The sequence below is a fragment of the Streptomyces sp. NPDC005576 genome, from assembly GCF_042871745.1.
GTDB lineage: Bacteria > Actinomycetota > Actinomycetes > Streptomycetales > Streptomycetaceae > Streptomyces.
This window is the reverse complement of sequence record NZ_JBIAJC010000001.1, coordinates 126,900-147,734: the sequence shown is the minus strand read 5'-3', so window position 1 is coordinate 147,734 and position 20,835 is coordinate 126,900. Positions and strand designations below refer to the sequence as shown.

Genomic DNA, 20,835 nt, shown 5'->3' with positions numbered 1-20,835 from the left:
CACGAGTGGGGGAAAGGGCGGAGCCGCAGGAGGCGTCGCGGGAGGGACCGCGGGACGTCATCTGCGGACTCCCCGGGCGGCGATGGCCCGGCGGTAGAGGTCGGCGGTGCCGGCCGCCGCCCTGGCCCAGGTGAAGTTGGCCAGTACCCGGGCGCGGCCCGCTGCGCCGAGCCGGGCCCGCAGCTCCGCATCGTCCAGCATCCGGGTGAGGGCGGTTGCGAGCGCGTCGGGGTCGCCGGGCGCCACGGCGAGGCAGGTCTCCCCGTCGCGGCCGGTGACCTCGGGGATGGCGCCGCCGGTGGTGGCGACGAGCGGGGTACCGGTGGCCATCGCCTCGGCGGCGGGCAGCGAGAACCCTTCGTACAGCGAGGGGACGCAGGCGACCTGCGCGCCGCGCACCAGGTCGACGAGTTCGGCGTCGCTGATGCCCTTGACGAACTCGACGGCGTCCGCCAGGCCGAGGCGTTCGATCGTCCGGGCCACGGGACCGTCCTCGGCGCGCCTGCCGACGACGACGAGGTGGGCGTCGGGGTGGCCGGCCCTGACCTTGCCGAGGGCCTCCACGAGGTGGACGAGTCCCTTGAGGGGGACGTCGGCGCTGGAAGTGGTGACGATCCGGCCGGGTACCTCGCGGACCGACGGGTCGGGCGACCAGAGGTCGGTGTCGGCGCCGATGTGGACGACGTCGACGCGGTCGGGGCGCACCCCGAGGTCGTCGACGATCTCCTGACGGGACGAGCCCGAGACGGTGAGGACGTGGGGCATCCGGCGGGCGACGCGCTTCTGCATGCGGGTGAAGCCGTACCAGCGGCGTACGGAGAGGGCGCGCAGACGGGTCGGGGCAGCCGCCAGGTCGAGCCGTCGGTCCACGGTGATGGGGTGGTGGATGGTGGTGACGAGCGGGGCGCCGAGATCGCCGAGCAGGCCGTAGCCGAGCGTCTGGTTGTCGTGGACCACGTCGAACTCGCCGCGCCGGGACCGCAGATGGCGTCCGGCCCGCAGCGAGAAGGTGAGCGGCTCGGGGAATCCGCCGGTCCACATGGTGGCGACCTCCGCGAGGTCGACCCAGTCGCGGTACTCGCCCCACCCGGGCGTCCGGAACGGGTCGGGCTGCCGGTAGAGGTCGAGGCTGGGCAGTTCGGTGAGCGGGACGCCCTCGTCGAGCACGGGGTAGGGCTGGGCGCCGATCACCTCGACGCTGTGGCCCAGGCGCGCCAGTTCGCGGCCGAGGTGACGCACGTAAACGCCCTGGCCGCCGCAGAACGGGTTGCCCTTGTACGTCAGGAGGGCGATCCGCAGCGGGCGGTCGTCCGATCCGGCGGACGCTCCGGGTCCCGCACCGGGGTCCGTCGCCATGGCCTCAGCGGTCACTCCCGGCCCCCTTCATCACTGCGTCTTCCGGAGCGTAACCGCTGCCGATAATCTGGAACAAGTTTCAGACCGACCCGTCCAATGAGGATCGAATCTACCGGCAGGTAGCGTCGGCGTGACGACTGCATCAGGTGATTCCCGCCACGGCACGGAAGGGGAAGTGGGCCCATGACCGCTGATGCCCGGCCCCCGGCCCTTCCCCTCACCGCGGGCCAGCGGGCCCGTCGTGCCCGCATTCTGGACGCCACCGCGGAGCTGGCCGGGCGGGGCGGCTTCGAGGCCGTGCAGATGCGGGAGGTCGCGGAGGCCGCCGGGGTCGCCCTCGGCACCCTCTACCGCTACTTCCCGTCCAAGATCCATCTGCTGGTCGCCACTCTGCACGACCGGCTGCGGCTGCTCCGCACCACGCTGGCAGACCACCCGCCGGCCGGGCACACGCCCGGTGAGCGGGCCGCCGCCACCCTGCTGCGCGCCTTCGGGGCGCTGCGCCGCGAACCGGAACTGGCGGACGCCATGCTGCGGGCCTGGACGTTCGCCGACCGGAGCGTGCGCGCCGAGGCGGACGCGGTCTCCCGGCTGGTCGCCGAGATCGTGCTGGATGCGTCGGGTCTGGCGGACCCGGACGCCGGGCAGCTGTCGGCGGTGCGGGTGGTCGAGCACACCTGGTACGCCACCCTCACGTCCTGGCTCTCCGGCCGCGCCCCGGCCGGACAGGTGCGGACGGACATCGAGACGGCCTGCCGACTGCTCGACCCCCCGCGCCCCGGCGGCTGAGGGCCGCGCCTGCCGGCCGAAGCGACCGGAGCGGCCGCAAGCGCGGAAGCCGCCCGCCGCCACGCTCCGCCCCATGACCTGCGGCCCCCGGGCGAGCGGCCGGCGACCGGCCTCGGGGCCGGTGCCGGCTCCCCCGGTAGAGTGAACCCGTCGTTCGTCACGCCCGTACGGGGGGAACCCGGTCCCAGCCGGTTCCGCTCCCCGCCCGGTCCCGGTGCTCCCGGGGCCGCTGCCGCCCGCGAACCGCCCGCACACCGGGGCGGAGTCCGGTACGCGGGTGCGAACGGCCGATGCCGCCGGGAGGTCCGGCGGCCCGCATCCGTCGCCACAGACGGAGCCGAGCCCGGCACAGACGCGTGCCCGCGCCCGGCCCCCGCAGGAGAGGCCCTCGCCCGTCATGACCGTACGCCGCAGCGCAGCCGCGCTCGCGTCCACCGCCGTGCTCATGGCGTTCGCCGCCCCGGCGGCGCTGGCGGACTCCTCCAGTCCGTCGCCCTCCGTCTCCCCCACCGTGCCCTCCGACCCGCATGCCGGGCTGTACGGCACCTCGGACCCGACCTACGACGGGGTCTGGCGCCAGTCGCTGGCCTTCCTGGCCCAGAAGATCGAGTACGTCACCCCGTCCGTGGAGGCGGTGAACTGGCTGAAGCTCCAGCAGTGCGACAGCGGTGCCTTCGCCTCCTACCGCGACTTCCGCAAGCCGTGCGACGCGAAGACCATGACGGACACCAACGCCACCGCCGCCGCGGTGCAGGCGCTCGCCGAGCTGACCGGTGAGAAGACGGCCATGGAGAACGGCATCGACTGGCTGGCCTCCGTGCAGAACGACGACGGTGGCTGGGGTTACTCGGCCGGCAGCCCCAGCGACGCGAACTCGACCGCCATAGTCGTCGGTGCCTTCGCCCGCGCGGGCAAGAAGCTGCCCGACGTGACCTCCCCCGCCGGGCACACCCCGTACGACCTGCTGCGCGGGCTCGCACTGCCGTGCGGTGGCAAGGACGGCGGCGCGTTCGCCTACCAGCCGGACAAGAAGGGCGCACTCGCCGCCAACGCGGACGCCACGGCGGCGGCGGTGCTCGGCACCCTGGGCAAGGGGCTTGCGGCGGGCAGTTACAACGCCGGCAAGGCGCCCGCCTGCGCCACAGGCACCGGCCTCACCACCGAGCAGGTCGCCCAGAACGGCGCGTACTGGCTGACCGGGGCGCTCGCCGCCGCGGGCCACCTCGACCAGGCGCCCATGCCCGGCGCCGGGACCACCGACCCGCAGCCCGACTTCGGCAACACCGCCGATGCCGTCGTGGCGCTCGCCGCCTCCGGCCACCGTGACAAGGCCGTGCCGGCTGTCACCTGGCTGGAGAAGAACTCTGGCGCCTGGGCGAAGCAGTCCGGCCCCGCCGCGTACGCGCAACTGATTCTCGCGGCGCACGCGACCGGCACCGACGCCCGCCACTTCGGCGGCACCGACCTCGTCGCCCTGCTCAACGCGACCGGCCCGGCGCCGGCCGCGACCGCGATCCCCTCCCCCACCCCGACCCCCGCCTCCGCCTCTTCCGCGGCCTCCGACGACGACTCCGGTGTCGGCGTGTGGTGGCTGGTGGGCGTCGGTCTCGCCTTCGGCGCGGGCATCGGCTTCCTGCTCAGCAACCGGCGCAAGGACAAGGGCGGCCGGTGACCATCCCCGGATTCCGGAGCCGGCCCGGCGCGGCCGTCCGCCGCGTGGTGGTGCTCGCCCTGTTCACGGCGCTCGCGGCAGCAGTGTCGCTCTGCGTCGCCGGCACCGCGCAGGCCGCCGGTTACCGCTACTGGTCCTTCTGGGAGGGCGACGGGGCGAAGTGGGCGTACGCCACCCAGGGGCCGTCCCTCGTCCGCCCCGACGACGGGGCGGTGCAGGGCTTCCGGTTCGCGGTGAGCGAGGACTCCGGCGACGCGGCACGGCCGCGCCGCGCCCCCGACTTCGCCGCCGTCTGCGGGGACACCCCCGCGAAGGACGGCAGCAAGCGCGTGGCGCTGGTCATCGACCCCGGGACGGCGGCCGACGCCCCCGCCGGGGAGCAGCCCCCCGCGCTGCGCACCGCCTGCGCCCGGGTCGCGCCGGACGCGAGCACCGCGGAGGCGCTGGCCTCGGTCGCGAAGCCGCTGCGGTACGACAGCGCGGCGCTGCTCTGTGCCATCTCGGGCTATCCGGAGACCGGTTGCGGCGAGCAGATCGCGGGCGCCGCCTCGCCCGCGCCCGCGGGGACCTCGTCCTCCGGGACCTCGGCCGGCGCGAGCGCTCCGGCCGCTTCGGCGGACGGCGGCGCGGCGGACGGTGACGGCGGTGGGCCGTCGGTCGGCGTGCTCGCCGGGGTCGGTGCCGTCGTGGTCCTCGGTGGAGCCGCCGTCTTCCAGGCCCGCCGCCGGCGATGAGCCGCCTCCCCGCCAGGACGGGCCGGGTGCGCGCCCTGCGCGCGCCCGGGGCGCACCGGAGCAACGCGCTGCCCGCCGGCGCGTGGTGGCTGTGGGCGCTGGGTCTGGCGACCGCCGCGTCCCGCACCACCAATCCGCTGCTGCTCGGGCTGCTGGTGGGGGTGGCGGGTTACGTGGTGGCCGCGCGCCGCACGGACGCGCCGTGGGCCCGTTCGTACGGGGCGTTCGTCAAGCTGGGTCTCTTCGTCGTCGGGGTACGGCTGTTGTTCTCGGCGTTCCTCGGGTCGTCGATCCCGGGCACGCACACCCTCTTCACGCTCCCCGAGGTCCCGCTCCCGCACTGGGCGCAGGGCGTCCGGATCGGCGGCCGGGTGACCGGGGAGCAGATGCTCTTCGCGCTCTACGACGGGGCGCGGATGGCCGCCCTGCTGATCTGTGTCGGCGCCGCCAACTCCCTTGCGAGTCCTGCCCGGTTGCTGAAGTCGCTGCCGGGCGCGCTCTACGAGGCGGGGGTCGCGGTCGTCGTCGCCATGACGTTCGCGCCGAACATGGTCGCGGACGTGGCGCGGCTGCGCACGGCCCGGCGGTTGCGGGGCCGCCCCACCGGCGGGGTCCGGGCGATCGCCCAGATCGGTCTGCCGGTGCTGGAGGGGGCTCTGGAGCGTTCGGTGGCGGTGGCCGCCTCGATGGACGCGCGCGGTTACGGGCGGACCGCCCAGGTGCCGGCCGGGGTCCGGCGCACCACGAACGTCCTCACCCTCGGCGGTCTGCTGGGGGTGTGCGCCGGTACGTACGGGCTGCTCGCCGCCGAGGGCGCGGTCTACGGGCTGCCGCTGCTGCTGGCGGGTCTCCTCGCGGCGATGGCGGGGCTGCGCCTGGGCGGCCGGCGCTCGGTACGCACCCGCTACCGGCCCGACCGGTGGGGTGTGCGGGCGTGGCTGGTGGCGGGGTCGGGTGTGCTGGTGGCCGCGGCGATGATCCGGGCCGGCTCGGTGGACCCGGCGGCGCTGCGGCCCGGCGTCGTCCCGCCGGTCCCGCCGGTGCTTCCGCTCCTGCCCGCCGCGGGCATCCTGATCGGGCTGCTGCCCGCGTTCGCCGCCCCCGTACCGCCGCATCCGAAGGAGGACCAGTGATCCGGTTCGAGCAGGTCTCCGTACGGTACGAGGGCGCGGCCGAACCCGCCCTGGCGGGCGTCGACCTGACCGTGCCCGAGGGCGAGTTGGTGCTGCTGGTCGGACCGTCCGGGGTCGGCAAGTCGACATTGCTCGGCGCGGTGCCGGGTCTGGTGCCGCACTTCACCGGCGGGACGCTGAGCGGCCGGGTGACCGTCGGCGGGCGGGACACGCGCACCCACAAGCCGCGTGAACTCGCCGATCTGGTGGGCACGGTGGGCCAGGACCCGTCCGCGCACTTCGTCACCGACACCGTGGAGGACGAACTCGCCTACGGCATGGAGTCGTTGGGGCTCGCCCCGGACGTGATGCGCCGCCGGGTGGAGGAGACCCTCGATCTGCTGGGGCTCGCGGAGCTGCGGGAGCGGCCGATCGCCACGCTCTCCGGCGGCCAGCGGCAGCGGGTCGCGATCGGTTCGGTGCTGACCCCGCACCCGAAGGTGCTGGTGCTCGACGAGCCGACCTCCGCGCTGGACCCGGCGGCGGCCGAGGAGGTCCTCGCGGTGCTCCAGCGGCTCGTGCACGACCTGGGCACGACCGTGCTGATGGCCGAGCACCGGCTGGAGCGCGTGGTGCAGTACGCGGACCGGGTCGTGCTGCTGCCCGCGCCCGGTGCGGCGCCGGTCGTCGGGGCGCCGGCGGAGATCATGGCCGTCTCGCCGGTCCGGCCGCCCGTCGCGGAGCTGGGGCTGCTGGCGGGCTGGGACCCGCTGCCCCTCTCGGTGCGGGATGCGAGGCGGCGGGCGGAAGGGCTGCGGGAGCGGCTGGCCGGCCGGTCGCCCGCCGGTCCGGTCCCGCTGGTCGCCGGTCCCGTACACCACGAACCTCCGGCGCGCGGCGTGGACGGCGCGCCCCTCCCTCTTTCCGGGAGCCCCGCGCCGGTGCCCGCGCCGCGCTCCGGGTTCTTCGGGCTCCGGCGCACGCGCCGGGCGCCCACCACTGGTCCCGCGGCCGGTCTCACGGGTGCCCCCGACCCCGCCGAGCCCCTGGCCCGGACCGAGGGGCTCGGGGTGCGGCGCGGCCGGGTGGAGGCGCTGCGCGCGGTGACCCTGGACGTCCGGGCCGGGGAGACCGTGGCCCTGATGGGCCGTAACGGCGCCGGGAAGTCCACGCTGCTCGGGGCGCTCGTCGGCATGGTCCCGCCCACCGCCGGGCGGGTCCGGGTGGGCGGCCTGGAACCGTCCCGTACGGACCCGCGCACCATGGTGCGCCGGGTCGGGCTGGTGCCGCAGGAGCCCCGCGATCTGCTGTACGCGGAGACGGTCGCCGCCGAGTGCGCGGCGGCCGATGCCGACGCGGGCGCCCCGGCGGGCAGCTGCCGGGCTCTCGTCTCCCGTCTGCTGCCCGGGGTGCCGGACGCCACCCACCCCCGTGACCTCTCCGAGGGGCAGCGGCTGACCCTGGCGCTGGCGCTCGTGCTGACCGCCCGGCCGCCGCTGATCCTGCTGGACGAGCCGACCCGGGGCCTCGACTACGCGGCCAAGTCCCGGCTGGTCGGGGCGCTCCGAGGTCTGGCGGCCGAGGGACACGCGATCGTCCTGGCCACCCACGACGTGGAACTGGCGGCGGAACTGGCGGACCGGGTGGTGATCCTGGCCGGCGGGGAGGTCGTCGCGGACGGCCCGACCCGGCAGGTGGTGGTCTCCTCCCCCGCGTACGCCCCGCAGACCGCGAAGATCCTCGCTCCGCAGGAGTGGCTCACGGTGAGCCAGGTCCGCACGGCCCTGGAGGCGGACCGGTGACCGTCGGACGTGTGAGGGACGGACGCGTGGCCGGCGAGCGGCGTCTCCCGGAGGGGCGGCGGGTCCGCCCGGTCCGGCTGGGGCCGCGTTCGGTCGTGACGCTGGTACTGGTGAGCGCGGTGGGGGTGGCGGCCTTCGGCTGGCCGCTGCTGGCCGGGCCCGCGTTCGGCACCGCCCACGCTGCGGACGCGCCCTGGCTGTTCGGCGCGCTGCTGCCGCTGCTGGTGGCGGTCGCCGTGGCGACGATCGCGGACGCCGGGCTGGACGCGAAGGCGGTCGCGATGCTCGGGGTGCTCGCGGCGGTCGGTGCGGCCCTGCGCCCGCTGGGCGCGGGGACGGCGGGGCTGGAACCGATGTTCTTCCTGATGGTGCTCAGCGGGCGGGTGCTCGGGCCGGGCTTCGGCTTCGTGCTGGGCGCCGTGACGATGTTCGCGTCGGCGCTGCTCACCGGCGGGGTGGGGCCCTGGATGCCGTTCCAGATGCTCTCGATGGCCTGGTTCACCATGGGCGCGGGTCTCCTACCGGGGCCGGAGCGGCTGCGCGGCCGGGCGGAGACCGCCCTGCTCGCGGCGTACGGCGCGCTGGCGTCGTTGCTCTACGGCACGGTGATGAACCTCTACGGCTGGACGATCGTGCCCGGTCTCGGCTCGGGCGTCTCCTTCGTGGCGGGCGACCCGGTGCACGAGAACCTGGTCCGCTTCCTGGCGTACTGCCTGACCACCTCGCTCGGCTGGGACCTGGGCCGGGCGGCGCTGACCGTGGTGCTGACGCTCTCCGTGGGGCCGGTGCTCCTGCGGGCGCTCCGACGCGCGACGCGGCGCGCCTCCTTCGAGGCGCAGGTCACATTCGAGGGTCCCGGCGGAGTGAGGACACCCACAGGTACTTGGTCCTCCCCGAAGCCGGATAGTAGCGAAGCCGGGGTCTGAGCCGCCCCCCGCACGACCCCTCCGACCTGGCCGGACTCCCGTATGTCCGGGTTCGGGACCTAGGGCCCGGAGTCCGAGTGCGGGCCGTACGCCGGCCCGACGGCGGTCATTGCCTTCGCCGGACGGCGGGGCTAACCATGGATCTCGTCGCCGAACACCTCGGTGGCCCGGTCGGCCGACATCAGGTCACCAGGGCCCCGGTGGGGAGACCCGGGTCATCACGGAACCGGACGCGACGCCACCTGCCCCCGACGTTAGGTTTCTTCGTGTCGTTCGCCAGTCGTTTCCTCGCCCAGCCCCGCATCGCAGGCCGCAAGACCGTCCTCGCCGGCGCCGCCGTACTCCTCGGCGGCAGTGGCCTGGCCCTCGGCGCCGGTACGGCGTCCGCCGCCACGCCCGCCGCGACGACCGCCGCGTCCTCCGCGCAGGCCACGGCGCAGCAGATGATCGGTGACAGCGCCCAGTTCCAGTGCTTCAGCAACATCGTCTCGCACGAGAGCGGCTGGAACCCGAGCGCCACCAACGCTTCCTCCGGCGCGTACGGCCTGGTCCAGGCCCTGCCCGCCTCCAAGATGGCCTCCGCCGGTTCCGACTGGCAGACCAACCCCGCCACGCAGATCAAGTGGGGCCTCAACTACATGAACGAGCGCTACGGCAGCCCGTGCGGCGCCTGGGACTTCTGGCAGGCCAACAGCTGGTACTGAGCCGGCCTGCCCAGCGGCTCTGGTGCCGCACCCGGCACCAGCGTGACGAAGCCCGGGCCGGGACCTCTTGACCGAGGTCCCGGCCCGGGCTTCGTCGTGTCCCCGTCCGGTCCGTCACTCGCGGGCAGTGCCCGCGCCCGCACTCGCCGCGGTACCTCCCACGCTGCCCGCCAGGGGGCGGGCGTCCGCCGGTGGTGGCTCGGCGCTCCCCGCCACGGGCGTGCCGTCGCCCTCCGGCCTCAGCAGTCTGCGCGGGCCCGCCAGGACGTGGGTCAGCAGGAAGCCGAGTGAGACGACGAACGCGCCGCCGGCCGCGTCGAGGACCCAGTGGTTGCCGGTGCCCACGATGGCGCAGATGGTGAAGAGCGGGTGGAGCAGCCCCAGCGGCTTCATCCATGCCTTCGGGGCGAGCATCAGGATCATCAGCCCGCACCAGAGGGACCAGCCGAAGTGCAGCGACGGCATGGCCGCGTACTGGTTGGTGACCGAGGTCAGCGTCCCGTAGTCGGGCTGGGAGAAGTCCTGGACGCCGTGCACCGTGTCGATGAACCCGAGGCCCGGCATGAGCCGGGGCGGGGCCAGCGGGTAGAGCCAGAAGCCGACCAGGGCGAGGAGGGTCGCGAAGCCGATCGTGGAGCGGGCCCAGCGGTAGTCGGCCGGGCGGCGCACGTAGAGCACGCCGAGGATCGTCAGCGGGATGATGAAGTGGAACGTCGAGTAGTAGTAGTCGAAGAAGTCCCGCATCCAGCCGATCCCGGCGACCTGGTGGTTGAACCAGTGCTCGACGTCGATGTGCAGCCACCGCTCCAGCGAGTGCACCTGCCGGCCGTGCTCCTCGGCGGTGGGGCGGCCCGCCCTGGCGGCCAGGCGCACCTTGGCGTACGCGGAGTAGACGACCCGGATGAGCAGGAGTTCCAGCAGCAGGTTGGGGCGGGTCAGCACCCGGCGCCAGAACGGCAGCAGCGGCACCCGGCTCCAGCGCGCCGGCACCGGCCGCGCGTAGTCGGTGGGGACCGGCTCCAGCCAGTACGGCGAGGTGCGCGGCAGGAACGGTACGGCGCAGGCCGCGCCGAGCGCGGCGAGCAGCACCACGTTGTCGCGCACCGGATGGAGCGCCGCCATGTTCGGCAGCAGCATGGTGCCGGGCAGGGTGAGGACGAGCACGACCACGGCGGGCCAGACCAGCCGGTCCGAGGCCCGCTTCCCGACCCGGCCCACCACCGCGAGGAGCACCCACAGCAGCTGGTGCTGCCAGGTGGTCGGGGAGACGACGACCGCCACGCAGCCGGTCACCGAGACGGCGAGGAGCAGCTGCCCGTCCCGGGCGTACCGGGCGGCGCGGCGCAGTCCGGTCACGGCGACGGCGGCGGCCAGGACCAGCAGGACGGTGATCTCCAGCGGGCCTTCGAGGCCGAGGCGGAGCAGGGCGCCGTGCAGCGACTGGTTGGCGAGGCCGTCCGGACGCTCGCCGAGGCCGGCCCCCGCGACGTGGTGGATCCAGTACGTCCAGGAGTCGTGCGGCATCGCCGCCCAGGCGACCGCGGTGAGCAGGGCGAAAGTGGCGCCACCGGTGAGGGCGGCGCGTCGGCGCCCGGTCAGCCACAGCAGCACCGCGAAGAGCAGGACGGGCGGCTGGAGCGCCGCCGCGATCCCCACCAGGACGCCCTGGGCCCGGTGGTCGCGGACCGCCAGCAGGCCGACGAGGACCAGCAGCACCGGCAGGATGCTGGTCTGTCCGAGGTGCAGGGCGTTGCGCACGGGCAGCGACACCATGAGCAGGGCGATGGCGGCCGGAGCCGCGAAGAGCGCGGTGCGACGCCCGACCGGGGAGGGCAGCGCGCGCGCCACGACGATGCCGAGCGCGACGACGAGCAGCAGGGAGACGGTGGTCCAGGCGATCCCCAGGGCCTCCTCCGCCGCCGCGCCGAGCGGTTTCAGGACCAGCCCCGCGAACGGTGTCCCGGTGAACCGGTCCGTGTCGTAGAGCGAGCCCGTGACCCGCAGGACGCCGTTCTCCCCGGTCCAGGTCTCCAGATCGGTCAGCCGTTCACCCGGCGGCTGTCTGAGCACCACCGCCATCTGCCGCACGGCCAGTGCTGCGACGATCACCCAGAGCACGATCCGGGCCGTCCCGGCCCTCGTCTCCGTGTCCGTCGCCACACTCCCGCGCACGCCGTGTTCCGCATTCGCCACGCTGCGCCGACCCTCCCGCCGTTTCGCGCACATTCCCGTGGATACGGGTCGTGCCCATGAAGCCTCGCATTGCCCCCGGAGGTAGACGCCATCAACCCCCACTTCGCCTGACCGTCATGTCGTTTTGCCCAAAAGATTGCCGTCGCCGTCACCTCCGTCCCGCGGGACAACCGGCCCCCCGCGCGTCCCGGCGCCGTCCGCGAAATCGATTTCCCTCCTCACTCCGCACGATGATCAGATGGGCGGATGACCTGGACTTTGACCCCCGAGCGCTTCGACGCCCCGGACGCGGCGCGGCTGCTGCGGGACTACTACGACGAGGTCGCCAGCCGCTACTGGAAGCGGCCGGCGACCGAGGCGGAGATCGACGAGGGGCTCACCGACGACGGCGCCGACCGCCTCGCCCCGCCCACCGGCGGGCTGGTCGTGGGCCGCTTCGACGGGGAGGCGGCTGCCTGCGTCGGAGTGTTTTTCGACCCGGCGACAGCGACCGCCGATCTGACCCGGGTCTACGTACGCCCCGCCTTCCGGGGCACCGGGGGCGGCGGGCGGCTGGTCGCCGCCGCCGAGGACCTGGCGCGCGGGGCCGGGATGCGAGTGCTCCGGCTCGACACCCGGAGCGATCTCGTGGAGGCGAGGGGCCTGTACGCGAAGCACGGCTTCCGGGAGGTCCCGGCGTTCAACAGCGGACCGTACGCCGAGCACTGGTTCGCCAAGGAGCTGTGAGGTTCCCCTGGGCCGCGTCTTCGCACCGTGGGAGGACCGTCCGCACCTCGTGCCACCCGTCACTCAGCGCCAGGCCGCATCCGGTCACCGGAGGATCCCCACGGGCATCTCCCCCAGGGGGACCGGCCCGGGGTCGGCGGTCCGGTCCCCGTGCGGGGCGGGGGCGTGCGGGGCGGGGGCGTGCGGGGCGGGGGCATGCGGGGCAGGGGCATGCGGGGCGGGGACGTGCGCGGCTCAGCCGGACGGGGCGATCCGGGCGGACGGCCACTCCCGCAGCGAGCGCCCCTCCACCAGCCAGGCGTGCACGCACGACGGCAGCAACGACGGATCTGCGGGGCCCCGATGTGGCGGGTGAAGGCCGTGCGGCACCAGGACCACGGACCGGTCAAAACCGCCGGCCAGGGCCCAGCCGCGTATGCCTCCGGCAGGGGACAGGGGCACCGCGGCGATCCCGCAAGCCGGGTGGGCCGAGGTCATTTCGGCCAATCGGCGCAGTGCTCCGGGGATCGAATACGCCCGGCTGCCCTGGAGTACGTCCGCGCACTCCCACAGGGAGGCGTCCCGGCAGCCGTCCGCGTCCACGACAAGGTGCTCGTCGATGACCGAGGCGCTGCGGACGCGGTGCCCGGGGCTCAGCCGCACGCTGAGTGAGGCGTTCGCGCAACGGGCGTGCAGTACGTCCCGGAGGGCGGGTGCCTCCACCACGACGAAGCGCTTCACGCCGACACCTCCCCGCGACCCGGCGCCGGTGCGGTCAGCGGAAGGGGGTCCGGCAGCGGGACGGTCGCCGGCTCGTGCGCGGGCTGCCCCATCCCGAGGATCTCGTACATCAGCCTGCGCATATTCCGGTTGAACCGGCCGGGCTCCGACGTGATGCGCGCTCTGATCGCGGCATACTCCTCGTGCCGGTGCTCCCGTGCCACGTAGTCGAGTTGGTCCACGAGGGGGTGAGTGGGGGAGAGTGTCGGCGCGTGGGCGGCGAGGGTGGCGGCCGGCGACGAGGGGTTGATCTCCTGGGCCGAGGAACCGGCGAGCAGGATCGGCGCCCCGGTGAGCGTTCCGTAGAGAGTGACCGAGCCGTGATCGCCGATGATCCAGTCGGCAGCGATCAGGACGCTGCGCCAGTCCGCTTCGGGCGGCACGATCCCGATGCCCAGCTGAACGCACCGTGCCAGCCACGACCTGACCTGGAAAGCGCCGTGCCCGGCCCACACATTGGGGTGGACGAGCAGTGCCGTGCGGTAGCGCGCCGCCGGGAGTTCGCCGATCAACCGCGGCAGCAGCGCGTCGAACCGGCCGAAGGAGGAATGCGCTCCCCACGTCGAGACCGCGACCACGAGTTTCTGCCCTTCGGTCAGCCCGAGCGCGCGGCGGTACGCGGCGCGCAGAGGCAGGCTGGCGGTGATCCGGTCGTGCACGGGATCACCGATCACGCGTGCCAGAGGGAGCGCCTCCGGGCAGCTGCGCCCCATCTCGCCCAGATCGGCGTGGTGGGGTACGCCCACGGCGGCAGGCAGCCGCCCACCGGGCAGCAGATCCTGTCTGCGTAGCCCTGCCACCCCCGCGTCCACTCCCCCGGTCACTCTCTTCAGGTAGTTGGCCCCGTGCGGCAACGTGATCAGCGGTGCGTCGATGTGCTGCACACCGCGCGGCCCCGCGGCGAGGGCGAGGTCGAACGTCATGCGGACCACCTGTTCCCACGGCAGCACCACGCTCCCGAGCCCCGCCAGAAAGGCAGCCACGTCGTCGCCGAAGTCGTGGGGCGGCGCCGTGAAGACCACCTGGAGCCGGAAGTCGGCTTCCAGCAGGGAAAGGACATCGAGCAGCCGTTTCCCGTACGTCACTGTGTGAACCACCGCCAGGACCCTCTTGCGGCCGACCAGAGTCAGCCACTGCCGTGAGCCGGTGGCACTTTCCTCGATGGTGCCCGTGTCGAATCTGCTCGCCGCGGTCTTGTCCAACGCCGGCATGGCGTCCCCCTGTTGGCTTCTCCTCGATTGCCACGAACTGCTTCCGCAGACGACATGCCCGGCGGGGGAGACGGAAGACTCGACAGAGCCTTGCGAGAACCTTGCAGGGCTCTGCCGGGTGAGCAGGTTTCGCAGCGGGGTGGAGGGGGCCGGCGTCCAGGCAGGTGGGGCACACGGCGACGGTTCCGCCCTGGGACCTGCGAACCCGACAGCGCCTACGGTGCTCCTCGCCGGCCAGGGTGCCGGGCGTCCCGGGTCACGACGCGCGGACGGTCAGCGGAGCTGCGCCGTGCGCCCCGGTGGTCCCGCCGAAGCCGACCCGGTCGCGGTGGTACCGGTCGTGCCGGTCCGGTGTCCGCGTGATCGTCGACGCTCCCTAACGTTCCCTGCGTTCAGACGTGTTGAAGGTGAGGCTCGAGAAATCCCGGCCCTGCAGCACCGGGCCGTTCTGTGTACCCCCGCTGATGCTGTTGCGGACCTCGCCGCTCGAACCGCTCTGCGCGCTCTGCCACCATTCTTCGAGCAGTGCGCGGAACTCCCCGTCCAGGGCGGCGCGTACGCCGAGTGCTGTCGCCAGCGCCTGGGCGCGCAGCGGGTCCGCCGGGTCATTCTCCAGTTCGGCGACCTCCGGTTCGCCCGAGCTGATGCCCGACGTCACACCGCCCGCGTCATCCGTCGAGCTGCCCCGGAACGGACGTCTCACCAGTGCGGCGAGTCCTTGCCATGCCTGGCGGCCGGCGTCGCCGCCGACACCGCTTGCCAGGGCCGTGAGGGCCGCTACCGTGATCGGGTCCATGCTCACTCCCTGGGTCGGTGTTCCGCAGCCACGGCCTTCGGCGCCGCGTCGGCCGAGGTTCGCCCCGTCGCCACGGGGGAGCTCCCGGCCTACTCGACACTAGGTCGACGGCATGGAACGACGCAGCGAATTCGAAGAGTTCACCGCGAGCCCGTCCCGGACGTGCTATGTCCCGGCGAGGTGCCTCGCCTCCCGGAACCGGATCACTCCTCTCTCCGACCGGATCACCCTCCCCCGCGGAGCCGGCGCGCGTCGGCGGGGCTCGTGGTCTCGAACAGGGCAAGGGCTCGCGCGAGGAAGCCCTCCGCCGCCTTCCCGCAACCGTGCTCCGCCGCGCTCTCGCCCAGCATCTCCAGCGTGCGCGCCTGCCAGAAGGCCGCTCCGGAGCCGGTGAAGACCGCCAGGGCCTCGTTCATCCTCGCCGTGCCCTCCTGATAGTCACCGGCCCGGACGCGGGCGCGCCCCAGGAACACGAGAGCCCGCGCCGCGTCGTGGGGGTCGTCGACCGCCACCAGTGCGGCATGGGCCCGGGCGAAGCAGTCGACCGCCTCTCCCGTGGCTCCGGTCGCGAGTGCGATCTCACCCAGCGTGGTGCGGGCGAGGGCCGCCCCCCTCGGGTACCCGCAGCCCTCCCATACGGAGACAGCGCGGTCGAGGTGGGTCACGGCATCGGCGTACCGCCCCGCCTCGCGGTGGCATGCTCCGAGGCCCAGCAGCGCCTGGCCCTCGTCCCGCAGGTCACCGGCTTCCCGTGCGGCCAGGAGGGAGTCCCCGTACCAGGCGAGGGCCTCCTCGATGCGCCCGGCGGCGCCCAGGCCGATGGCTCCGGAGTTCAGCATCTGGCGTTCGGCCGTCCTGTTCCCGGCCTGCCGGGCTGACCTCAGCCCGATCTCGTGGGCCTCGATCCAGTCTGCGTAGTGGCGCAACCGCAGGAAAAGGGGCCACAGGGCGTCCACCAGCATCCACGCGGTGTCGTACCAGCCGCTGCCCGCCGCAAGCCTCACGGCCTCCAGGAGTTGCGTCCGCCGGGAGTCCAGCCATCCGAGCGCCGCGACCTCGTCGGCGAACGGCAGAGGAAGATGCGGCGGGTGGGCATAGATCCTGGGGAGCGTGAACTGCACCGGTGTCAGCAGCTCCTGAGCCGCCGTTGCCGTGCTGAGGCACCAGTCGCAGAATCGCCGCAGCGCCTCCTCGCGGGCGGCGTCGGCGTCGTCCTCCACGGCTCGGTCGTGCGCGTGGAGCCGCAGAAGGTCATGGAAGCGGAAGGTGTCCGGGCCGACGTCCTCCACGAGATTCGCTTCGACCAGCTCGTCGAGCCGACGCTCCGCCCACTCCGGCGACTCGCCGCAGGCGGCTGCGGCGATCATCGCGTCGAAGGTGCTCACCGGGAGCAGGCCGAGCGTCCGGTAGAGGCGCGCGGTCCCGCTGCTCAGTACCTCGTAGGACGCGTCCAATGCCTTGCTCACCGAAGTCTCCCCTTCCACTTCGAGCGCGGCCAGCCGGCCACCGCCCGCATTCCGCGCCAGGGCGTCCGCAAGCGCCCCGACCGACTGTCTCGGCCGTGTCGCGAGCCGCGCGGACGCCAGGCAGACCGCGAGCGGAAGACCCGCGCAGAGAGCCACCAGGCGGTGCGCCGAGGGAAGTTCCTCCGCGACGCGTTCCGCTCCGATCCCCCGGGTGAGCAGTTCGACACCGGCGGCCGGGCCGAGCGCCTCCAGCTGATGGAAGCCCGCGCCCTGCATGCGCAGGCCGGTCAGTCTGCGGCGACTCGTGACGACCACCAGGCCGCCCGGACCGCCGAGCAGCAACGGCCTTATCTGAGCGGCCGTGAACGAGTTGTCCAACATGATCGCGATGCGCCGGTCGGCCGTGAGGGACCGCCACAGGGAGGCCAGTTCGACCGAGTCCGTGGGAGGTGGCCCGGACCCCAGAGTCCGGAGGAACTGGCCCAGAATCTCCGCAGGCCTCACCGGCTCGTCCGCCGCATGCCCTCGCAGATCCGCGTACAACTGTCCGTCCGGAAATTCACTGCTCAGCGAATGCAGCCATTTGGACACGAGGGTCGTCTTGCCGATTCCGGCCGGACCGCTGACGACGATCATCGACAATCCGGCAGCACGTAGATCGTCCAGCGCTGCGAGGTCACTCTTTCTGTCGGTGAAGTTCGCCGGAACGGGCAGGAGTTGGCGCGGTCGGACGGGCCGGACGGGCGCCGCCGACGCGGGGTGGACATGTATGCCGCCATGCACCTCACGGGCCTGGACAGTGGGACCGTACAGCCTCGCCCCGCCACCGATCTCATTCCCGTGAGGTCCCTGCACAGCCGCAATTCGATCATTCATCCATCCGCCCCCGGAAATCGATGTGCCCATGGTCCGAACTCATTCGCGTTCTACCCAGGCGCGGCCGGGAACGACCATCGGGCAAGAAACAGTTCACGCCAAGACAGCTGCGCCGTATGGCAGTTCTCGCCGCCCGATGCCATGCTCATGAACCATCCGACGGACCAGCGGGGGCGCTGGTGGAAATACAGATTCTCGGACCGGTGGGGCTGAGGCTGAACGGGCACTGGCTGACGCTCGGATCGGACAAGGAACGGCTGTTGCTGGCCGCGCTCGCTCTTGAGGCGGGACGTCCCGTGGCCTTGAGCGAGCTGGTGGAACGCCTCTGGGACGGTGACCCGCCGAAGCGCGCCCGCGAGAACACCCACACCTACATGTCGCGTCTCCGCAAACGGCTGCAGCCCCCCGGAGCGGGACCGGACGCCCCGACCATCACCGGGAAAGCGCACACCTACACCCTGCGCGCCGGGCGCGACTCCGTGGACCGCCGACGCTTCCAGAGGCTCGTCGAGGCCGCGTCCACGAGCGACAGTGACGCGAGGGCGGTCGAGCTGCTGGCTCGGGCGGAGGAGCTGTGGCAGGGCGAGGCACTGGCGGGACTGCCCGGATTCTGGGCGGCAACCGTTCGGCGGGCCCTCGCGGAATCCCGACTGAACGCCACCTCGTCGCGCATCGCGACCGGTCTGAGGCTCGGGCTCTTCGCCGAACAGGTCGCCGAACTCTCCACGTTGGTCGCGCGCCATCCCGGTGATGAGACGCTGATCGGGCAGTTGATGCTCGCCTACTACGGCAGCGGACGGTACGGGGACGCGCTGCGGGTGCACCAGCAGGCCCGGCGGTCATTGATGGCGGAGTACGGAGCCGTCCCCGGCGCCGAGCTGAACCTGATTCACCAGGGAGTACTGGCACGCGTGCCGGCAGCCGAACTGGCCCGCGGGGATGACGGCAGGCGCACGTCCCTTTCCCCCGCCCCGGTGGTCGGCGCTCCACCCGCGCACCCGCCGGAGCCCACCGGGACCGCAGGGCCCCCGGCCGGCACGCCGCCGCCCCGGAACCTGCCCCTGCAGCCGTCGCTCGTCGGGCGCCGCTCGGAGTTACGGGCCCTCACCTCGATGATCGCCGAGAGGGGTGCGCCCGACGGCTCGGTCGTGACCGTCGAAGCCGTCAGTGGCATGGCGGGGGTCGGCAAGACAGCTTTGGCCGTCGCCAGTGCCCACCTGCTCGCCGACATGTACCCGGATGGCCAGCTGTACATAGATCTGCACGGGCACTCCCCCACCCAGGAACCTCTGACCGCGAGGGCGGCACTCGCCACGCTGCTGAGGCTGCTCGGTGCGCCGGCGTTCTCCATCCCGGCGGAGCTGGAGGGGCGCACGGCCCTGTGGCGGACCATGCTGGCCGAGCGCCGGGTGGTCATCGTCCTGGACGACGCCACCGGACCCGAACAGGTCGGTCCGCTGCTGCCGAGCGGATCGCCCTCTCTGACCATCATCGCCAGCCGTCGGCATCTGACCGGCATTCCTCAGGCGCTGTCGGTACCGCTCGACGCCCTGCCGGAGGAGGACGCCGTCTCGCTCTTCTGCCGTTTCGCGGGAGAGGAGCGCACCCGGGATCTCGCCGAGACCGCACGGATCGTGCGTTTGTGCGGGTATCTGCCCCTTGCGATCGAATTGGTGGCCCACAGGTTCCGCGCCCGCACCTCCTGGACGCTGAGCGTCCTCGCCGAGCGTCTGGCGCGGGCTCCCGGGCGGCTGACAGAAATCCACAGCGCGGACCAGGAACAGGAGATGGCACGGGCGTTCGCCCTCTCCTACCGGACCCTCACCGCGCAGCAGCGGACCGCGTTCCGCCGCCTCGGACTGCACCCCGGACCCGAGTTCACCGCCGACGCGGCCTCCGCCCTGCTGGGCCTTCCACGGGATACGATCGAACGATTGCTCGAAGGCTTGCTGGCGTGCCACCTCCTCCGGGAGCCCGTCCCGGACCGCTATCGCTACCACGACCTACTGCGCGAGTACGCCTACGGTCTTTCCCTGGCGGAGGACGGCGAGCCGGAACGCTGCCAGGCACTCGCCCGCCTCACGGACTTCTACACCGCGACTGCCGATCTCGCGGATCGCACGGCATACCCCCGACGCGTCCGGCCTGCCTCGCCGCAGCCACTGGCGCCGGTGTCTCCACCGCCTTGGAGCGACGCCGCCGCTGCACGGTCCTGGCTGGTCGCGGAACGCGCCAACCTCCTCGCCGTCGAAGACCACGCACGGAACAACGGCGCCCCCGAGTCCGCCGCCCGACTCGTCGGCATCCTGGCAGGTTTTCTACAGTCGGAATGCCACTGGCAGGATGCCAAAAAGCTCCTGGGGCACGCGGTCGCCCACTGGGACCGGGCGGACAACGACCCGTCGGCGCTCAGCCGGGCCCTGGTCGACCTCTGCGCGGCGGACGCGAGCGTCGGGGAGTACGCGGAGGCCGCGGCGGCGGGCGAGCGAGCACTGGAGCTCACGCGTGCGCTGGGCGACGAACCCTTCGAGGCGGAGGCCCTACGCGTCCTCGGCACCTTGAACTGGCATCTCGGCGAGAATCGCAAGGCTCTCGGCCTGCTCCAGCAATCGTTCGCCATCACGTCGCTTTCAGGTGATGTGTGGGAAAAAGCGCGCAGTCAGAACAACATTGCAGTCGCCATGCTCTTCCTGGGAGAGCACGGCCAGGCCCTCACCCACTTCCGTGACGCGCTGTCGGGCTTCCGGAACGTGTCCGACAGAATCGCCTCCGGCCAGACCCTCAACAACATGGGCGAATTACAGATGCAGGCCGGCAGGCTGGCATCCGCCCGCAACTCGTTCGAGGAATCATTGTCGTTCCTTGAGGTCGACGGAAGCCGGTACGACCGAGCGACCGTACGCAGAAATCTGGCCGAGGTCCTCACGAGCTCGGGCGAGCCCGACAAGGCACTTGCCATATTCGGGGCGACTCTCTCGGAATTTCGCTCGCTTGGCGACCGGAAGAGTCAGGCAGAAACACTGCTCGGTATCGGAGAGGCGCACTGGCACCTGGGGAGCGTCGAGGAATCCGGTCGGCATCTCCTGGAGGCACTGACGATTGCCCAGGACATAGGAGCAGCCCACCACGAGGCACAGGCCCTGCGTCGCCTCGGCCGCGCGGACTTCGCCGCGGGCCACCTGGCGGCCGCCACGGACCGGCTGCGAGCTGCGGCGGCAGTCGCCGCCCGCACGCACGACGTGGACGAGGAGACCGCCGCGCGGACACTCCTGGCCGAGGTGCGACTCACGGCGGGAGACGTTGACGAAGCGCGCGCGGCACTGCATCAGGCATCCGAATTGGTCCGGACCAGAGACCCGGTCGGCGCGTACAGAATCCGTCGTCGCATGATCGAAATCGAACGCAGATCCAACGGTGGTGCGGGGAACCATTCCGCCCCACGCGACAGGTAGGCCGACCAAGGAATAGGCCCGATTTGGCATATGCCAGATAATTGGCCTCCACCCAAAACCGTCTGCTACCCTCCGGGCTCGAAGATCATCATCCCCCGGAAGGAATGCAACGAGTGCGCAAAACCCTGACGGCCACCACTCTCGTCGTGATGACCGTTTTGACAACAGGAATGACGACCGGTGTCGCCGCCGCTTCATCCCCGAGTGTGAATCCGAAAAACGGCTGCATCATGATATGGAGCGTGCCATCCGTTCCGGCCG

Annotated in this window: 15 protein-coding genes; 9 read left to right on the top strand and 6 right to left on the bottom strand. The window is 72.7% G+C overall.

From position 1 onward, the window contains the following. Nucleotides 1-57: 57 nt before the first annotated feature. Nucleotides 58-1,371: a glycosyltransferase family 4 protein gene (locus ACFYPN_RS00685; protein WP_389296331.1), complete on the bottom strand. Its 1,314-nt coding sequence runs from the start codon at nucleotides 1,369-1,371 to the stop codon at nucleotides 58-60. Between the two features lie 168 nt (nucleotides 1,372-1,539). Between ACFYPN_RS00685 and ACFYPN_RS00680 the strand changes: the two genes are divergently transcribed. The 7 genes from ACFYPN_RS00680 to ACFYPN_RS00650 all read left to right on the top strand — a co-directional run bounded on the left by ACFYPN_RS00680 (nucleotide 1,540) and on the right by ACFYPN_RS00650 (nucleotide 9,095). Then, a complete protein-coding gene (locus ACFYPN_RS00680; RefSeq protein ID WP_358758654.1) occupies nucleotides 1,540-2,145 on the top strand; it encodes a TetR family transcriptional regulator in 606 nt (201 codons plus the stop codon). 397 nt (nucleotides 2,146-2,542) lie between these two features. After that, nucleotides 2,543-3,817 carry a prenyltransferase/squalene oxidase repeat-containing protein gene (locus ACFYPN_RS00675; protein WP_389296330.1) on the top strand — a complete coding sequence of 425 codons (1,275 nt, stop codon included), beginning with the start codon at nucleotides 2,543-2,545 and terminating at the stop codon, nucleotides 3,815-3,817. After that, nucleotides 3,814-4,551 carry an SCO2322 family protein gene (locus ACFYPN_RS00670; protein ID WP_389296329.1) on the top strand — a complete coding sequence of 246 codons (738 nt, stop codon included), beginning with the start codon at nucleotides 3,814-3,816 and terminating at the stop codon, nucleotides 4,549-4,551. The genes ACFYPN_RS00675 and ACFYPN_RS00670 overlap by 4 nt, the downstream gene beginning before the upstream one ends. Next, on the top strand, nucleotides 4,548-5,684 hold the full coding sequence (locus ACFYPN_RS00665; protein WP_389296328.1) for an energy-coupling factor transporter transmembrane protein EcfT: 1,137 nt from the start codon (nucleotides 4,548-4,550) through the stop codon (nucleotides 5,682-5,684). The genes ACFYPN_RS00670 and ACFYPN_RS00665 overlap by 4 nt, the downstream gene beginning before the upstream one ends. Further along, entirely contained in the window at nucleotides 5,681-7,465 is a 1,785-nt protein-coding gene (locus ACFYPN_RS00660; protein ID WP_389296327.1) for an ABC transporter ATP-binding protein, read from the top strand. Before ACFYPN_RS00665 ends, ACFYPN_RS00660 begins: the two co-directional genes overlap by 4 nt. 11 nt (nucleotides 7,466-7,476) lie before the next feature. Beyond that, nucleotides 7,477-8,391 carry an ECF transporter S component gene (locus ACFYPN_RS00655; protein ID WP_389296326.1) on the top strand — a complete coding sequence of 305 codons (915 nt, stop codon included), beginning with the start codon at nucleotides 7,477-7,479 and terminating at the stop codon, nucleotides 8,389-8,391. 266 nt (nucleotides 8,392-8,657) lie between these two features. Then, the gene (locus tag ACFYPN_RS00650) at nucleotides 8,658-9,095 is read left to right on the top strand and encodes a transglycosylase SLT domain-containing protein (protein ID WP_358758644.1); all 438 of its coding nucleotides are present in this window, start codon (nucleotides 8,658-8,660) and stop codon (nucleotides 9,093-9,095) included. A gap of 114 nt (nucleotides 9,096-9,209) precedes the next feature. On the opposite strand, the gene ACFYPN_RS00645 is transcribed toward ACFYPN_RS00650, so the two are convergent. Further along, entirely contained in the window at nucleotides 9,210-11,321 is a 2,112-nt protein-coding gene (locus ACFYPN_RS00645; protein WP_389296325.1) for a bifunctional glycosyltransferase 87/phosphatase PAP2 family protein, read from the bottom strand. Nucleotides 11,322-11,534: 213 nt separating this feature from the next. Here ACFYPN_RS00645 and ACFYPN_RS00640 point away from each other — a divergent pair, with 213 nt between their 5' ends. Then, nucleotides 11,535-12,014: a GNAT family N-acetyltransferase gene (locus tag ACFYPN_RS00640; protein WP_358758641.1), complete on the top strand. Its 480-nt coding sequence runs from the start codon at nucleotides 11,535-11,537 to the stop codon at nucleotides 12,012-12,014. 234 nt (nucleotides 12,015-12,248) lie between these two features. On the opposite strand, the gene ACFYPN_RS00635 is transcribed toward ACFYPN_RS00640, so the two are convergent. The 4 genes from ACFYPN_RS00635 to ACFYPN_RS00620 all read right to left on the bottom strand — a co-directional run bounded on the left by ACFYPN_RS00635 (nucleotide 12,249) and on the right by ACFYPN_RS00620 (nucleotide 17,122). Continuing rightward, complete coding sequence (locus ACFYPN_RS00635) at nucleotides 12,249-12,734, bottom strand: hypothetical protein (RefSeq protein WP_358758639.1); 486 nt, start codon at nucleotides 12,732-12,734, stop codon at nucleotides 12,249-12,251. Next, nucleotides 12,731-13,984, bottom strand: a complete 1,254-nt coding sequence (locus ACFYPN_RS00630; RefSeq protein ID WP_358758637.1) for a hypothetical protein — start codon at nucleotides 13,982-13,984, stop codon at nucleotides 12,731-12,733. Before ACFYPN_RS00630 ends, ACFYPN_RS00635 begins: the two co-directional genes overlap by 4 nt. A gap of 376 nt (nucleotides 13,985-14,360) precedes the next feature. Further along, nucleotides 14,361-14,780: a hypothetical protein gene (locus ACFYPN_RS00625; protein ID WP_389296324.1), complete on the bottom strand. Its 420-nt coding sequence runs from the start codon at nucleotides 14,778-14,780 to the stop codon at nucleotides 14,361-14,363. Nucleotides 14,781-15,004: 224 nt separating this feature from the next. Further along, entirely contained in the window at nucleotides 15,005-17,122 is a 2,118-nt protein-coding gene (locus ACFYPN_RS00620) for a tetratricopeptide repeat protein (RefSeq protein WP_389296323.1), read from the bottom strand. 179 nt (nucleotides 17,123-17,301) lie between these two features. Here ACFYPN_RS00620 and ACFYPN_RS00615 point away from each other — a divergent pair, with 179 nt between their 5' ends. Continuing rightward, entirely contained in the window at nucleotides 17,302-20,574 is a 3,273-nt protein-coding gene (locus ACFYPN_RS00615) for a tetratricopeptide repeat protein (RefSeq protein ID WP_389296322.1), read from the top strand. Nucleotides 20,575-20,835: the final 261 nt, after the last annotated feature.